This is a genomic window from Cronobacter muytjensii ATCC 51329 (genome assembly GCF_001277195.1).
Taxonomy (GTDB): domain Bacteria; phylum Pseudomonadota; class Gammaproteobacteria; order Enterobacterales; family Enterobacteriaceae; genus Cronobacter; species Cronobacter muytjensii.
Genome location: NZ_CP012268.1, coordinates 1,759,936 through 1,775,751 on the forward strand (window position 1 = coordinate 1,759,936; position 15,816 = coordinate 1,775,751).

The 15,816-nt window shown below is 61.2% G+C and carries 13 protein-coding genes; 6 read left to right on the forward strand and 7 right to left on the reverse strand.

The window, feature by feature from the left end:
• Positions 1–180: 180 nt before the first annotated feature.
• Positions 181–4,083, forward strand: coding sequence for an ATP-dependent RNA helicase HrpA (gene hrpA, locus AFK63_RS08205; RefSeq protein ID WP_038862772.1), 3,903 nt, complete (start codon positions 181–183; stop codon positions 4,081–4,083).
• Between the two features lie 161 nt (positions 4,084–4,244).
• Here the strand turns inward: hrpA and AFK63_RS08210 are convergent, their stop codons facing one another.
• Genes AFK63_RS08210 through AFK63_RS08230 form a run of 5 tightly spaced genes read right to left on the reverse strand, consistent with a single transcriptional unit; the run spans position 4,245 to position 9,574 of the window.
• The gene (locus AFK63_RS08210) at positions 4,245–4,901 is read right to left on the reverse strand and encodes an O-methyltransferase (protein ID WP_038862774.1); all 657 of its coding nucleotides are present in this window, start codon (positions 4,899–4,901) and stop codon (positions 4,245–4,247) included.
• A gap of 41 nt (positions 4,902–4,942) precedes the next feature.
• On the reverse strand, positions 4,943–6,367 hold the full coding sequence (locus AFK63_RS08215; RefSeq protein WP_038862776.1) for an efflux transporter outer membrane subunit: 1,425 nt from the start codon (positions 6,365–6,367) through the stop codon (positions 4,943–4,945).
• Positions 6,367–7,449, reverse strand: coding sequence for an HlyD family secretion protein (locus AFK63_RS08220; protein ID WP_038862777.1), 1,083 nt, complete (start codon positions 7,447–7,449; stop codon positions 6,367–6,369). Before AFK63_RS08220 ends, AFK63_RS08215 begins: the two co-directional genes overlap by 1 nt.
• A gap of 38 nt (positions 7,450–7,487) precedes the next feature.
• Complete coding sequence (locus AFK63_RS08225) at positions 7,488–9,143, reverse strand: MFS transporter (RefSeq protein WP_038862780.1); 1,656 nt, start codon at positions 9,141–9,143, stop codon at positions 7,488–7,490.
• A complete protein-coding gene (locus tag AFK63_RS08230) occupies positions 9,143–9,574 on the reverse strand; it encodes a MarR family winged helix-turn-helix transcriptional regulator (RefSeq protein ID WP_038862783.1) in 432 nt (143 codons plus the stop codon). The genes AFK63_RS08225 and AFK63_RS08230 overlap by 1 nt, the downstream gene beginning before the upstream one ends.
• A 189-nt stretch (positions 9,575–9,763) precedes the next feature.
• Here AFK63_RS08230 and AFK63_RS08235 point away from each other — a divergent pair, with 189 nt between their 5' ends.
• Both AFK63_RS08235 and fos read left to right on the forward strand, forming a co-directional pair.
• Positions 9,764–10,252, forward strand: coding sequence for a GNAT family N-acetyltransferase (locus tag AFK63_RS08235; RefSeq protein ID WP_038862784.1), 489 nt, complete (start codon positions 9,764–9,766; stop codon positions 10,250–10,252).
• Positions 10,236–10,643, forward strand: a complete 408-nt coding sequence (gene fos, locus AFK63_RS08240) for a FosA family fosfomycin resistance glutathione transferase (RefSeq protein WP_038862786.1) — start codon at positions 10,236–10,238, stop codon at positions 10,641–10,643. Before AFK63_RS08235 ends, fos begins: the two co-directional genes overlap by 17 nt.
• Here fos and AFK63_RS08245 read toward each other — a convergent pair whose 3' ends face one another.
• On the reverse strand, positions 10,644–11,966 hold the full coding sequence (locus AFK63_RS08245; RefSeq protein WP_038862787.1) for an MFS transporter: 1,323 nt from the start codon (positions 11,964–11,966) through the stop codon (positions 10,644–10,646). It lies immediately after the preceding gene.
• Between the two features lie 30 nt (positions 11,967–11,996).
• Here AFK63_RS08245 and AFK63_RS21215 point away from each other — a divergent pair, with 30 nt between their 5' ends.
• The 3 genes from AFK63_RS21215 (at position 11,997) to aldA (ending at position 14,823) form a co-directional block, all read left to right on the forward strand.
• On the forward strand, positions 11,997–12,302 hold the full coding sequence (locus AFK63_RS21215) for a hypothetical protein (RefSeq protein ID WP_144420897.1): 306 nt from the start codon (positions 11,997–11,999) through the stop codon (positions 12,300–12,302).
• A gap of 69 nt (positions 12,303–12,371) precedes the next feature.
• Entirely contained in the window at positions 12,372–13,175 is an 804-nt protein-coding gene (locus AFK63_RS08250) for a YdcF family protein (RefSeq protein ID WP_038862788.1), read from the forward strand.
• A gap of 208 nt (positions 13,176–13,383) precedes the next feature.
• On the forward strand, positions 13,384–14,823 hold the full coding sequence (aldA, locus tag AFK63_RS08255) for an aldehyde dehydrogenase (protein ID WP_038862789.1): 1,440 nt from the start codon (positions 13,384–13,386) through the stop codon (positions 14,821–14,823).
• Positions 14,824–14,856: 33 nt separating this feature from the next.
• On the opposite strand, the gene AFK63_RS08260 is transcribed toward aldA, so the two are convergent.
• On the reverse strand, positions 14,857–15,789 hold the full coding sequence (locus AFK63_RS08260; protein WP_053531561.1) for an alpha/beta hydrolase: 933 nt from the start codon (positions 15,787–15,789) through the stop codon (positions 14,857–14,859).
• Positions 15,790–15,816: the final 27 nt, after the last annotated feature.

A 15,816-nucleotide genomic window follows, 5' to 3' on the forward strand; every position in this document is an offset into this window, starting at 1 on the left:
CAGGGCGGTCGCCCCCGTTGCTTGTCGACAACTCTATTCACAAACCGATGACAGTGATAGCGCAATATATCGAAGTCTATGTTCTAAATTTTTGAACAAGGCGCGCCAGAAAGCGGTGTGGTACTCTACGCTTAACGAAACCCTAAGATTTAACGGGCTGCGCTCAGGCCCTATAACGCAATGATGGAAAAACAAAATATTACGCTCTCCGCCCTGATGGCACGTCTCGATTCGCTGATGCTGCGCGACAGGAGCCGTTTCGCTCGCCGTCTTCACGGGGCGAAAAAGATTAAAAATACTGAATCTCAGCAGGCGCTTTTTACGCAGCTTGCTCAGGAGATAGACGAGGCGGCAGGGAGAGTCCTGCTGCGCGAAGCCGCGCGCCCGGCTATCACCTACCCGGAAAACCTGCCGGTCAGCCAGAAGAAACAGGATATTCTCAACGCGGTGCGCGACCATCAGGTGGTCATCGTGGCCGGTGAAACCGGCTCAGGGAAAACCACCCAGCTGCCAAAAATCTGTATGGAGCTGGGCCGCGGGGTGAAAGGGCTTATCGGCCACACCCAGCCGCGTCGTCTGGCCGCGCGCACCGTCGCCAACCGCATCGCCGAAGAGCTGCAAACCGAGCCGGGCGGCTGCGTCGGGTATAAGGTGCGCTTTAGCGATCACGTCAGCGATAATACGATGGTCAAGCTGATGACAGACGGTATTCTGCTGGCGGAAATCCAGCAGGACCGGCTGCTGATGCAGTACGACACTATCATTATCGATGAGGCGCACGAGCGCAGCCTGAACATCGATTTCCTGCTGGGATATCTGCGCGAGCTGCTGCCAAAACGCCCGGATCTGAAAATCATCATCACCTCGGCGACCATCGATCCCGAGCGTTTTTCGCGCCATTTTAATCACGCGCCGATTATTGAAGTCTCTGGCCGCACCTATCCGGTAGAAGTGCGCTATCGCCCGATAGTGGAGGACGCGGACGACACCGAGCGCGATCAGCTGCAGGCGATTTTCGACGCCGTGGACGAACTGGGCCGCGAAGGGCCGGGCGACATTCTTATCTTTATGAGCGGCGAGCGCGAAATTCGCGATACCGCCGACGGCCTGATGAAGCTCAACCTGCCGCATACCGAAGTGCTGCCGCTCTATGCGCGGCTCTCGAACAGCGAGCAGAACCGGGTGTTCCAGCCGCACGCCGGGCGGCGTATTGTGCTGGCGACTAACGTGGCGGAAACCTCGCTCACGGTGCCGGGCATTAAATATGTTATCGACCCCGGTACGGCGCGCATCAGCCGCTACAGCTACCGTACCAAGGTGCAGCGCCTGCCGATTGAGCCGGTTTCCCAGGCCTCCGCTAACCAGCGTAAAGGCCGCTGCGGTCGCGTCTCGGAAGGCATCTGTATCCGTCTCTATTCCGAGGACGATTTCCTCTCGCGCCCGGAATTTACCGACCCGGAAATCCTGCGCACCAATCTGGCGTCCGTTATTCTGCAAATGACCGCGCTGGGGCTTGGCGATATTGCGGCGTTCCCGTTCGTCGAGGCGCCGGATAAACGCAATATTCAGGATGGCGTCCGTCTGCTTGAAGAGCTGGGCGCGATTACCACGGACGCGCAGGCCTCGGTCTATAAACTGACGCCGCTCGGCCGCCAGCTTTCGCAGTTGCCGGTTGATCCGCGTCTGGCGCGCATGGTGCTGGAGGCGCAAAAGCACGGCTGCGTGCGCGAAGCGATGATTATCACCTCCGCGCTCTCCATTCAGGACCCGCGCGAGCGCCCGCTCGATAAACAGCAGGCGTCTGATGAGAAACACCGCCGCTTCCATGATAAAGAGTCCGATTTCCTGGCGTTCGTGAACCTGTGGAACTACCTTGGCGAGCAGCAGAAGGCGCTGTCATCCAACCAGTTCCGCCGCCTGTGCCGCACCGATTATTTGAACTATCTGCGCGTGCGCGAATGGCAGGATATCTACACCCAATTGCGTCAGGTGGTGAAAGAACTCGGCATTCCGGTTAACAGCGAACCGGCAGGCTATCGCGAAGTACATACCGCGCTGCTCACCGGTTTGCTTTCGCATATCGGGATGAAAGACGCGGATAAACAGGAGTACACCGGCGCGCGCAACGCCCGTTTTTCTATCTTCCCTGGCTCCGGGCTGTTTAAAAAGCCGCCGAAGTGGACGATGGTGGCGGAGCTTGTGGAAACGAGCCGCCTGTGGGGACGCATCGCGGCCCGTATCGATCCGGAGTGGATAGAGCCGGTGGCGGGGCATTTGATTAAGCGCTCATACAGCGAGCCGCACTGGTCGCGCGCGCAGGGCGCGGTGATGGCGAGCGAAAAAGTCACACTCTATGGACTGCCGATTGTGGCGGCGCGCAGCGTGAACTACAGCCAGATCGATCCGGTGCTCTCCCGCGAGCTGTTTATCCGTCACGCGCTGGTGGAAGGCGACTGGCAGACGCGCCACGCCTTTTTCCGCGAGAATCAGCGGCTTCGCGCCGAAGTGGAGGAGCTTGAGCATAAATCGCGCCGCCGCGACATTCTGGTGGATGACGATACGCTGTTTGAGTTTTACGACCAGCGCATCAGCGTTGACGCGATTTCCGCACGCCACTTCGATAGCTGGTGGAAAAAGGCGAGCCGTGAAACGCCGGATCTGCTTAATTTCGAAAAGAGCATGCTGATTAAAGAAGGCGCGGAGAAGGTCAGCAAACTCGACTATCCGAACTTCTGGCATCAGGGCAACCTGAAGCTGCGCCTGACCTATCAGTTCGAGCCAGGCGGCGACGCCGACGGCGTGACGGTGCATATTCCGCTGCCGCTGTTAAACCAGGTGGAAGAGGCGGGCTTTGAATGGCAGGTGCCGGGCATGCGCCGCGAGCTTATTATCGCGCTGATCAAATCGCTGCCGAAACCGGTGCGCCGCAATTTCGTGCCCGCGCCGAACTACGCCGAGGCGTTTTTAGGCCGCGCGACGCCGCTGGAATTACCGCTGCTGGATGCGCTGGAGCGCGAGCTGCGCCGTATGACCGGCGTCACCATTGAGCGCGAGGCGTGGCAGGCGGAACAGGTGTCCGATCATCTGAAAATGACCTTCCGCGTGGTGGATGAGAAAGGCCGCAAATTGCGCGAGGGCAAAGATCTCAGCGCGCTGAAAGAAGGGCTCAAGGAAAAAGTGCAGGAAACGCTCTCGGCGGTGGCGGATGACGGCATCGAGCAGAGCGGCCTGCATATCTGGAGCTTCGGCGCGCTGCCTGAGCGCTACGAGCAGAAGCGCGGCGGCTACCAGGTGAAAGCCTTCCCGGCGCTGGTGGATGAAAAAGAGAGCGTCGGCATCCGGCTGTTCGACAACCCGCAGGAGCAGCAGCACGCCATGTGGCGCGGCCTGCGCCGCCTGCTGCTGCTGAACATTCCCTCGCCAATTAAGTATCTGCATGAAAAGCTGCCGAACAAGGCCAAGCTTGGGCTCTACTTCAACCCGTACGGCAAGGTGCTGGATCTGATTGACGACTGCATCTCCTGCGGCGTCGATAAACTTATCGCCGAAAACGGCGGGCCGGTATGGACCGAAGAGGGCTTTGCGCAGCTGCATGAGAAAGTGCGCGCGGAGCTGAACGACACCGTGGTGGATATCGCAAAACAGGTGGAGCAGATCCTGACGGCGGTCTTCAGCATCAACAAGCGGCTGAAAGGGCGCGTGGATATGACGATGGCGCTCGGCCTTTCGGACATCAAAGCCCAGATGAGCGGGCTGGTCTACCGCGGTTTCGTTACCGGCAATGGCTATAAGCGGCTTGGCGACACGCTGCGCTATCTCAATGCGATTGAAAAGCGCCTTGAGAAAATGGCCGTCGACCCGCACCGCGATCGCGCCCAGATGCTGAAAGTGGAAGCGGTACAGCAGGCGTGGCAGCAGTGGCTTAACAAGCTACCGCCCGCGCGCCGCGACGATGACGACGTCCGGGAGATCCGCTGGATGATAGAGGAGCTACGGGTGAGTTATTTCGCCCAGCAGCTCGGCACGCCGTACCCGGTCTCCGATAAGCGCGTCTTGCAGGCGATGGAGCAGGTCAGCGGGTAGGGTGGGTGGTAAGGTGTGTAGCGCGAGGGGCGGCTTCGCTTACCCACGCTACAACGCCCGCATCAGGCAGTGCTCAGGGCGGGTAAGCGATGCCGCACCCGCCCTGTCACAGTTCACACCTGTCTGCCATGTCAAAACTTCTCCTCCCCGCCAGACCTTTACTACTTCACTACCGCGAGAGTAAACCCGTCCCAGCCTTTGCTGCCGACGGTTTGCAGGGCGGTGGCGCGCAGGCGCGGGTGGTTGCCGAGCATTTCGATAAACGTGCGCACGCCCTGAACGCGTTGGTCGTCGCTGTGCGGGGCGGCAACCGCGCCGTCACGCACCACGTTATCGCCGACAATCACCGTCCCGGTGCGCGACAGCGTTAACGCCCACTCCAGATAGAGCGGGTTGTTCGGCTTATCGGCGTCGATAAATATCAAATCAAACGGCGGCTCATCGGCGTAGAGCGGCAGACTCTCGGCCGCCGGGCCGACGCGCAACTGCACCTTTGGCGTCACGCTGGCGAGCGCGAGATTGGCTGCCGCTACCCCGGCGTGTTCCGCGCTCGCCTCAAGCGTCACAACCAGCCCGTCCTCCGGCAGCGCGCGCGCCAGCCACAGCGTGCTGTAAGCCCCGAGCGTGCCGATTTCGAGCACCCGTTTCGCGCCGGTCATCATTACCAGCAGCGCCAGAAACTGTCCTTGTAACGGCGACACATCATGCGGCGGCAGGCCTGCCAGCCGGTTGTTCTCCAGCACCTGCGCCATCAGCGGATCGTCTGCGATTAGCGCCTGCGCGAGATACTCGTCCACTTCGCTCCACTTTTGCTGCATCGAACCGCTCTCCTGAAAGCGCGCCGCAGGGGCGCGTTATGCTACGGGTGGGTGTTATAAGCAGCATAGTCGGGTTTCTCGCCCGGCGCCGCTGCGCCTGGCCAGCCGCCGCCAAGCGCGCGGTAAAGATCGACCTGCGCCAGCAGCAGATTATTTTTCACCTGTACCACGTTAAGCTCTGTGGAGAAGAGCGTGCGCCTGGCGTCCAGCTCGTCAAGATAAGAGGAATAGCCGTTCTGGTAGCGGTTGTGCGCGATGCGCAGCGTCTCCTGCGCCGCCTGCTCCTGAGCCTGTAACTCGGCGAGCTGTTCGCTAAAGCGCTGCACCGCGTCTAGGCTGTCGTTCACCTCCCTGAACGCGTTACGCACTGTGCTCTCATAGCTGTAGAGCGCCTGGTTTTTCTGTGACGTTGTCACGTCGACCTGCGCATTCAGCGCCTCGCGATTAAGCAGCGGTGCCAGCACGCTCGCGCCCACGCTCCAGAGCCGCAGCGGATTGGCGAGCAGTTCCGGCAGCGTATTTTCCTGAAGCGATCCGGAGGCGGTGAGGTTGATCCCCGGCAGCAGGCGCGCGCGGGCAACCGCCAGCTGCGCGTCGCTCGCCACCAGCGTCCGTTCAGCCTGCACGATATCCGGCCTGCGGTTTAACAGCGATGAGGGCAATGGCGACGCAATAGCGAGCGGGCTTAAAGCGTCAAATTCGCCGCCGCGCGCAATCGTACCGGGATTCTGACCGATAAGAATACTGAGCGCGTTCTCCTGCTGGGTTATCTGATGCTGAAGCTGCGGAATTTGCGCGCGCGTGGCGCGCAGTTCAGACTCAGATTGCATCAGCTCCAGCCGCGAACTGTAACCCGTCTCATACTGACGTTTGGCAAGCTTCAGCGCGTCTTCGCGCGCCGCCAGCGTCGAGCGGGTCACCCGCAGTTGTTCGTCGAGCGCCAGTAGCGTGATATAGCCGGACGCCACCTGGGACGCCACGGTCAGGTTGGCGGCGGCGGCCGCGGCTTTCTGCGCCTCAAGGTTCGCCCGGGCCGCGTCGGCGGCGCTGCGGTATTCACCCCAGATATCGACGTTATAGCTCGCGTTCAGGCTGCCTTTATAGAGATTGCCATACACCGGCAGGCCCGTCGCGGCGGACTGCGAACGGCTGCGCCCGGCGCTGAAGCCCGCGTCGAGCATAGGGAAGCGGTCGCCAAGCGCGGCCTGTACCTGCGCCTGATACTGATTCACCCGCTCGCGCGCCAGCAGCACATCGCTGTTATAACGCAGCGCCTGGTCCACATAGCGGTTAAGGGCGGGGTCATGAAAATTACGCCACCAGAACCCCTCAACTGGCGACGACGGGCCGACGGCGGCGCGCCAGGCGGGCGGAATAATCAGCGAGGGCCGGGCCTGCCCGACGTCTCCTGAATGACAGCCCGCCAGCAGCAGGGCGGCGGTCAACAGCGCAAGTGAACGACGCATCACTTCTCCTCGCTGTGAGTGTCAATAGTGACCTGCACCGACATGCCGGGGCGCAGGCGCGCGCGTTTGTCGTCGTCGCCCAGCACTTCGATGCGTACCGGAATACGCTGGGCGATTTTCACAAAGTTGCCGGTGGCGTTATCGGGCGTGATGGCGCTGAACTCCACGCCCGTCGCCGGTGAGATGCTCTGTACGCGGCCTTCGAATTTCTCGTCATTCAGCGCGTCTACGGTAAAGGTGACCGGCTGGCCGGTTTTCACATCGGCAAGCTGCGTCTCTTTGAGGTTGGCGATTATCCAGTTTTGCGGCGGCACCAGCGACGTGAGCCGCGTGCCGGCGGTCACGTAGCCGCCCAGGCGCACTGTTATCTGACCGAGCTGCCCGTCGCGCGGGGCGATAATACGGGTTTTTTGCAGATCGATCTCGGCAAGCTCCAGCGCCGCGCGGGCATTTTCCACATCCGCCTCCAGCGACGCGCGGTTCACAATCACGCTTTGCAGATTCTGGCGCGACACTTCTAGCTGGGCGGCGGCCTGCTCCACGCTGGCGCTGCCCTGAGCGGCGCTGGCGATGGCGGCGTCGCGCTCGCGCACCGACAGCGAGCCGTCCTGCGTCAGCGCCTGCACGCGGCGCAAATCAGCCTGGTTATGCAGGCTCTGGGCGCGGGCGCTGGCGAGCGCGGCTTTATTCTGCGAGATGGTCGCCTCGGCGCTGCGGCGCTGTTGCAGATTATTGGCGAGCGCCGCTTCACGCATCGCAAGCGTCGCCTGCGCCTGATGCACCCGCTGTTTGTAAATGCGGTCATCAATCGTCATCAGCACGTCGCCCTGTTTCACCTTCGCGAAATCCTGCACATTGACGGCGGTGATATAGCCGTTGACCTGCGGGCTGATAAATGTCGTCATGCCGCGCACGTAGGCGTTATCGGTGGAGGCTGCGTGCCGGGTGAACGGCGGCAACTGCCAGGCATACATAATCACCAGCAGGCCGACCAGCCCGATGGCGCCGGCGGCAAAAAAGGAGACCACGCGCAGGTTGTTCTTTTCCGGCGTCGCGGGGGTGGGGGCGCCTTGTTGGCTCATCACTACTCCAGAATTATGTCAGTCAAAAAATCGTCAGGTTACTGGCCGCTTTGCATCGCCTGCTTCAGCGCCCGCCGCGCGGCGAGCCGCAGACGGATGAGACGCCAGAAGATCCACAGCAGCGTCGAGGCGGCGATGGCCGCCGTCAGCAGACAGGTATCGTTATAGGCCAGAATATTCGCCTCGGTGGTGGCGACGGTCTGTAACTGCTGCACCGCCTGGGCGTTCAGCAGCGTAGGATCGTTAAGCACATTGCCCCACAACTGGCTGTACTGCGCGAGCCGCTCATTCACCAGCGGGCTTAACGTTGAGAGCTGATCGGCAAGCAGGCTGGAGTGATATTTCTCCCGCCAGGTCTGGAAGGTGCCGAGCAGCGCCGAGCCGATAAGCCCGCCGAGGTTCTGACTCATGCCAAACAGCACCGAAAAGCTCACCAGGTTTCGCGGGTCGGCGATAACGCCGCCGATGCCCGCGAGCATTGCCGGGGCGAGAAAAAATGCGCTGCCGAAACCGAGCAGAAACTGGCTTATCAGCATCTGATCGGCGCGAGTCTGGCTGGTGGCCTGGCTGTCCATCAGCGAGGCGATGATCATCAGCGCCAGCGACACCATAATCGGCCAAACAGTTTTCTGCGGGTTGATGGTGAGCGCGCTGGTGACGATGCCGCATATCACGCCCGCCAGGATCGCCAGCGCCAGATGGGTCATCTGTTCATTCTGCAACCCGACATACTGCAGCCAGCCGATAGCGCCGGTGTTTTGCTCCGCCAGCACAATGCGGATCAGCACCATAATGAGCCCAAGCCGCACGATGCTGCCGCTGGAGAGCCAGCGGGTGTTGAGCAACGGGTTATTGCGGTTATGTTCAAAAGCGATAGCCGCCACGATAAGCACCAGCGATGCGCCGAGCGCCCAGCCTATCCACGGCGCTTCAAACCACCAGTCGAGCCGCCCGAGCGACAGCGCGCCGCACAGCAGCGCCATGCCCGGCGCCAGCAGACAAAACGTAATAAAGTCTTTTTTCTCAAAGACCTTACGGCGGTCGCCCGGCGGCAGTTTCAGCGCCACCACGCAGGCGAGCGAAATCATCGCCAGCCCCAGCTCGAAGAGATAGAGCCCGCGCCATTCGTCAAGCTCCAGCAGTTCCGTTGAAAAAAGACGGGCGATGGGGATCGCGAGCTGTGAGCCGGTGATGCCGATAGTCAGCGCCTTCAGACGGTGTTTCGCGGGCCATGCCTGGATCTGGTAATAGATGCCAAGCGAACTCAACGCCGCGCCCACCATGCCGTGGGCGGCGCGCACCATCATCGCCGTGTTGATATCGTTTACGAAGAGGTGGAAAAACGTCACCAGCACATACAGCACCAGAAACCCTTCGGTGAAGGCGCGCAGCCCGTATTGCTGGCGAAACTTCACCAGCAGCAAATTGATGGAGACGTTGGTCATCACATAGACCGCCGGCAGCCAGGCGATTTCGGTTGACCAGGCGGCGAACGTGCCCTGCAAATTTTGCAGATTGGCGGTCACCATCGCGTTGCTGAGCGCGCCGGTCAGACAGACCAGCAGCCCGACGATGCCATAGGCGATGCGCTTATAGGGCGGATGATGCGGCGTCGACGGCGAGCCGAGCAGCATGGGTTTTTCATGGGGCGCCCACTCGCGCGGCGCGTAAGGGTCCTGTTTCACCGATCGCATTACTGTTTTTCAATTTCCTGCAACAAACGGTCCAGCACGCGACGCGTTACGGCCAGTTCTTCGGGGGGAATAGTGGAAAGGATAGTCTCCCTGAGACCATCCGCTTCGACTTTCACTTTTTCATACAGGGCCTGGCCCCGGGCGGTGGCGACCAGCAGCCGCTTGCGACGATCGCCTGGCGGCGTGACGCGCTCAATGAGCTGCTGCGCGACCAGACGATTCAACAGCGGCACCAGCGTGGCGCTCTCGACGCCCAGCTGCTGGGCCAGTTCGCCCTGCGACAGCGGCGTGTCGTGGCGCGCGATAGCGGCGACGGCCACCCAGCTCGCCTGGCTCATGCCGAGGTTTTTCAGGCGACGGTCTACCGCGAGCCGCCAGTGGTGGGCGGTCATCCACAAAAGATGTGAGAAAGTCAGGTCGCGTGTATCCACTGAGGTATCCATTTCGTTAGTGCTCTAACTATTTTAGAACCCGCTATTTTAATAATTCAAGTGAATGTAAATTTATCTTTAAATAATTGTATGAATGGATTGCGGCGCGTTGTCTGAAATCGCGCGGGGCATATCCCCGCTGCGCTATGCTGTTGATGCGGTCTGATGCCGCATGACTGAGAGAGAAAGATGCCTGATTATCTGATTGAACCGAGCGACCCGACACACCCGGACGCCATTCCCTTGCTGGCCGCGCTTTCCGAGACGCTGGCGGCGCTCACCGGCAGCTCTGGCCGCCAGTCGTTTGATAATGAAGATGTGCGCGTCGAGGGCGCGACGTTTTTGCTGGCGCGTAATGCCGACGGCGCAGCCATCGGCTGCGTGGCGTGCCGGCCCCTCAGGCCTGACGTCGCCGAAATTAAACGTCTGTTTGCGCTGCCTGATAACCCCGGCGCGGGCAGCCAGCTCTTAAGCGCGGCGGAGCGCTTCGCCCGCGAATTCGGCTACCAGCAGGCGTGGCTTGAAACCCGCCGCACCAACCCGCGCGCGGTGGAGTTTTACCTGCGGCGCGGCTACCAGATTATCGACAACTACGGGCGCTACGTAGGCCAGGAAGACGCGGTCTGTTTCGCAAGATCGTTGCAGGAAGAGGCGCCGCCGCATGCTGAACGGCCTTAATCATCTGACGCTCGCGGTGCGTGATGTAGCGCGAAGCGTCGCGTTTTACCATACATTGCTGGGGCTTCGGCTGCATGCCGTCTGGGACGGCGGGGCGTATCTCTCCTGCGGTGAGCTGTGGCTCTGCTTATCGCTTGACGACGCGGCAGGCACGCCGCCTGCGGATTACACCCATTACGCGTTTAGCGTCAGCGAGGCGGATTTTCCCCGGCTGGTGGAGAAGCTCACCCTCGCGGGCGTGCAGACCTGGAAAACCAACCGCAGTGAAGGTGACTCCTGGTATTTCCTCGACCCGGACGGGCACCCGCTCGAACTGCATGTCGGCAGCCTCGCCACCCGGCTGGCCGCCTGTCGCGCGCGGCCGTACCGGGGAATGCGATTTTTTGACTGATCAGCGCGTCGTGGTTTCGCCTGCCACAGGCGTCTCACGACGATGGAGGCGGCTGGCGCACAGGATAGCGAGAAGCGAAATCGCGACCGTGACCGCCAGATACCAGGCGACAGGCGTCCAGTCGCCGCCGGAGTGGGCCAGCAGGCCCGTGGCGATAAGCGGCGCAGTGCCGCCGGCGAGCGCGGCGCCCAGCTGATAACCGAGCGTGATGCCGGTATAGCGCACCCGCGCGTGAAAAATCTCCGAACAGAGGGTGCCGAGCACCGCTGTGATGGGCGCCCACAGCACGCCGAACGCGATAACGGTCGCCAGCATGATCCCCCAGGTGGCGCCGGTGTCGAGCAGCATAAACCACGGCACGATAAACGCGCCCAGCAGCATTACGCTCACCGCATACATCCGCTTGCGGCCAATTTTGTCCGACAGCAGCCCCATGAGCGGGATCAGTATCGTCGCCACCAGCGCCGCCAGCGTCACCGATTCCAGCGCCTGGGATTTCTCATAGGCAAGCGTCGTGGTGGCATAGCTCACCACGAAAGTGGAGAAGATATAAAAGGGCGCGGTCTCCACGACTTTTAACCCGGCGGCGATCAGCACTTCGCGCCAGTGATGGCGAACCGTCACGCGCAGCGGCGTTTTGCTGAGCTGTCCGGTGCGCTTCGCCTGCTGAAAATCAGGCGTTTCATCAATCCCACGGCGGATCCATAACCCCAGCAGCACCAGCACCGCGCTCAGAAGAAACGGAATGCGCCAGCCCCAGGCGAGAAATTGCGCTTCGCTAAACAGCGTCATCAGCGAGACGATAAACGTCGCCATCAGCATGCCGATGGTCACACCCGCCTGCGGGATGCTGCCGAAAAACCCTTTGCGTTTTTTGGGCGCGTATTCGTAAGCAAGCAGTAACGCGCCGCCCCATTCACCGCCAATGCCCATGCCCTGGATAATGCGCATCAGGATAAGCAGCACCGGCGCCCAGATCCCTATCGTTTCGTAAGTGGGCAGCAGACCAATCATTACCGTCGCGCCGCCCATCAGCGAGAGCGTCAGCACCAGCGTTTTCTTGCGCCCGATACGGTCGCCGATATGCGCGAAAAACACGCCGCCAATGGGACGGATAAAAAAGGTCAGCGAAAAGGAGAGCCAGGAGAGAATAAGCCCGATCACCGGGTCAACCATCGGGAAAAAGATCTTGTTAAACACCAGCGCGGCGGCGGTGCCGTAGAGAAAATAGTCGAACCATTCAATAGCGCTGCCGGTGAGGCTCGCGATAAGCACTTTTCGGTTCTTTTTGAGGATAGCGATACTGCTGTCGTGTGTCGTCATTAGAGTAAAACCCTCGCACGTGGAATGGTGGTGCAAGGCGCTACCTGGCGCGCGACAGGTGCAACCCTGAACGGTAAAAAAGGTTGTCAAAGTGTTAAGCAAATTATGTTTGGTCAGAGCGTTTGGCAAGTGACTGGTCGCGCCAGTGGCGTAAAAACAGCCATGTCGACCAGGCGTAAAACCTTAAATAACGCTGGTTTGCCGCAGATTATTATTTGGGATGGGGAATCAGTCAGAATGGGAAACGGGTGCAACCCGACGATTTTCAGCAAATTCGATTTATTTCAAATTTGTAACATTTGGCGGTCTGCGGCGCATGAGGCGCAGGCAGATTAGGAGCTCTCCGGTAGGGGCGACATGCTCCGGCCGGTAGGCTGAATACTGGCTCTTGATAAGGAGGTAACCATGAACATGATGCCTTTTCCTCTGCTGGCGGAAGGCACGCTGCAGCGCGTTAACCTCATCGGCGGGTGGCTGGCCCGTAACGATTTTACTGCCGCGCCCGGTGCCGGCGACGCCCAGCTTATCGTGCTTGCGGGCAATGCGGTGTTGCCGACCGTCGACGCCGCCGCGCAGCTTGCCAAAGAGAGCGGGTTGCCGCTGCTTATCACCGGCGGGCTGGGCCATTCAACCACGTTCCTCTACGCCGCTGTGGCGCAGCACCCGCGCTATAACCGGCTGCGCACCACCGGGCTTACCGAAGCGGGCATTCTGGCCCGCATCGCCCGGGAGTTCCATGAGGTGCCGGAAGCGCAGCTTATCCTTGAGGAGAAATCCACGAACTGCGGCGAGAACGCCAGCTTCACCCGTACGCTGCTGGAGACACGCGGCGAGCTGCCCGCGCGGGCGGTGCTGATTCAGGATCCGACCATGCAGCGGCGCACCCATGCCACGTTCACCCGCGCCTGGCGCGACGCGCCATCAGCGCCCCAGTGGCTGAGCTACCCGGCGGTGCAGCCGGTGCTGGAAAACGGCGCGCGGGCGGTGCAGTTTCGCGAACCTTCGGAAGGGCTCTGGCCGGTGGAGCGTTATCTGTCGCTGGTGCTGGGTGAGATCCCACGCCTGCGCAACGATGCGAACGGCTACGGCCCGGCGGGACGCGACTTTATCGACGCGGTGGCTATCCCGCCTGAGGTGCTGGACGCCTGGCAGGCGCTGCACGATGAGCCGCAGCTCACGAGTTTTTTACGTCATCGTTCGCTTGCCTGAGCGCGTCGGGCTGCCCGTTTGCGCCATAAACCGCGCAAACGGGCAGCGGCGTGTTGCGCTTTTGTTATTTTTTGCGCCTCTCTTCGCCGCTTTTCCCGAGCCGCCTCACAGTTTCAGCTAAAACGCTTCGTCAGACGTCCTGTTGTTCGTAGTTTTTTAACAAACCATTCACCTGTTAAAAACATCAATGCGACAGCAGGAGTCAACGATGACAGCACCCGTACAACACCCGATGTATATCGACGGTCAGTTCGTTCAGTGGCAGGGCGACGCGTGGATCGATGTGGTCAACCCCGCCACGGAAGCGGTGCTCTCCCGTATTCCGGACGGCACGGCGGATGACGCCCGCCGCGCCATTGACGCCGCCGCCCGCGCGCAGGACGCCTGGGAGGCGCTGCCGGCGATTGAGCGCGCAGGCTGGCTGCGTAAAATCGCCGCTGGCATTCGCGCCAAAGCGGCGGAAATCAGCGCGCTGATTGTCGCGGAAGGCGGCAAAACGCAGCAGCTCGCTGACGTGGAGGTTAGCTTCACTGCCGATTACATCGACTATATGGCCGAGTGGGCGCGCCGCTATGAGGGCGAAATCCTGCAAAGCGATCGTCCGGGCGAAAACATTCTGGTGTTTAAACGTGCGCTTGGCGTCACCACCGGCATTCTGCCGTGGAACTTCCCGTTCTTTCTGATTGCCCGCAAAATGGCGCCCGCGCTGCTTACCGGCAACACCATTGTCATTAAACCAAGCGAGTTCACGCCGAATAACGCCATCGCTTTTGCGCAGATCGTCCATGAGGTGGGCCTGCCGGCAGGCGTCTTTAACCTGGTGCTCGGGCGTGGCGAAACCGTTGGTCAGGAGCTTGCGGGCAACCCGAAAGTGGCGCTGGTAAGCATGACCGGCAGCGTCGGAGCGGGGGAGAAAATCATGACGGCGGCGGCCAGAAACATCACAAAAGTCTGCCTGGAGCTTGGCGGCAAAGCGCCTGCTATCGTTATGGATGACGCCGATCTTTCGCTCGCCGTAAAAGCGATTGTCGATTCGCGGGTCATTAATACCGGGCAGGTCTGTAACTGCGCCGAGCGCGTTTATGTGCAGAAGGGCATCTATGACCGTTTTGTGAGCCAGCTTGGCGAGGCGCTGAGCGCGGTGAAATTCGGCGATCCGGCGGCGCGCAACGATATCGCGATGGGGCCGCTGATTAACGGCGCGGCGCTTGAGCGCGTGAAAGAAAAAGTGGCGCGCGCAGTCAGTGAGGGCGCAACGGTAGCGCTCGGCGGCAAGCCGGTCGAGGGTAAAGGCTATTTCTACCCGCCGACGCTGCTGGTGGATGTGCGCCAGGAGATGAGCATCATGCACGAGGAGACATTCGGGCCGGTGCTTCCGGTTGTCACCTTCGATACGCTGGAAGAGGCCATCGCGATGGCGAACGACAGCGATTATGGTCTGACATCGTCGATTTACACCACCTCGCTTGCGACCGCCATGAAGGCGATTAAGGGCCTGAAATTCGGCGAAACCTACATCAACCGCGAAAACTTCGAGGCGATGCAGGGGTTCCACGCGGGCTGGCGTAAATCCGGCATCGGCGGGGCCGACGGCAAACATGGGCTGCATGAATATCTGCAAACCCAGGTCGTCTATCTGCAAAGCTAACGTTTCCGGGCCGCCTGTGGGCGGCCCGCTGCATTATTGTTTACTCTCGATCCAGTTCATCAGCAGTTCCGGCCAGACCTGCGCGGGCAGCCCCAGGGCGTCGCGAATGCCGAAACCGTGCTTGCCCTCTTCGAACAGATGCATCTCCACCGGCACGCCCTGCGCGCGCAGCGCGTTAAACATCAGCAGGCTGTTTTCCACTTTCACCGCCGGGTCGTCCACCGCATGCAGTAAAAAGGCGGGCGGGGTTTCGGCGGTCACGGCCTGTTCCGGCGAATAGCGGTGGATGGCGCTTTCATCCGGGCGCGTGCCGATGAGTTCCTGTCGGGAGCCGGGGTGCGCTACGGGCTCCTCCATCGTCATCACCGGATAGACCAGCCCCATAAATGCCGGACGGGCGCTCCAGGCGTCGATGTCATCAAGCGGCGCGTAGACGGCATCGTTCCAGCGGGTGCCGAGGCTTGCAGCGGCGTGGCCGCCTGCGGAGAACCCCAGCACGCCGAGTTTTTCCGGGTCGAGCCGCCAGCGTGCCGCCTGGGCGCGGATAAGCCGCATGGCGCGCTGCACATCCGAAAGCGGCGCGTCGGCCCCTTCGGCGTGGCCATCGCCCGGCAGCCGGTAGGTCATCACAAACAGCGTATAGCCGCGGTCGTTAAACGCCGGCGACAGCGCGCTGCCTTCTTTATCGAGCACCACGCGGCGGTAAGAGCCGCCGGGCGTCACCAGCAGCCCGATGCCGTTTGGCTCGCGCGGCGGGTAGACCACGATGCGCGGCGCGCGCACGCCCCTGACGGCGCGGTCGAGTTCGCTCTCGCCGGTCTGGCGCTCTTCAAGGGTAAACACCGCCTGGCTTTCGTGCGCGCCTGGCGCCTCCTCCTGCGGCCAGACGGCCAGTTCCTGGGCGCGCGCCACCGCCTCGCGCATACGGGTTAGCAGAACGTCGCGGGCGTGATGATCCGGCTTCATGCTCTCTCCTTGCTGTCATTATTCAGT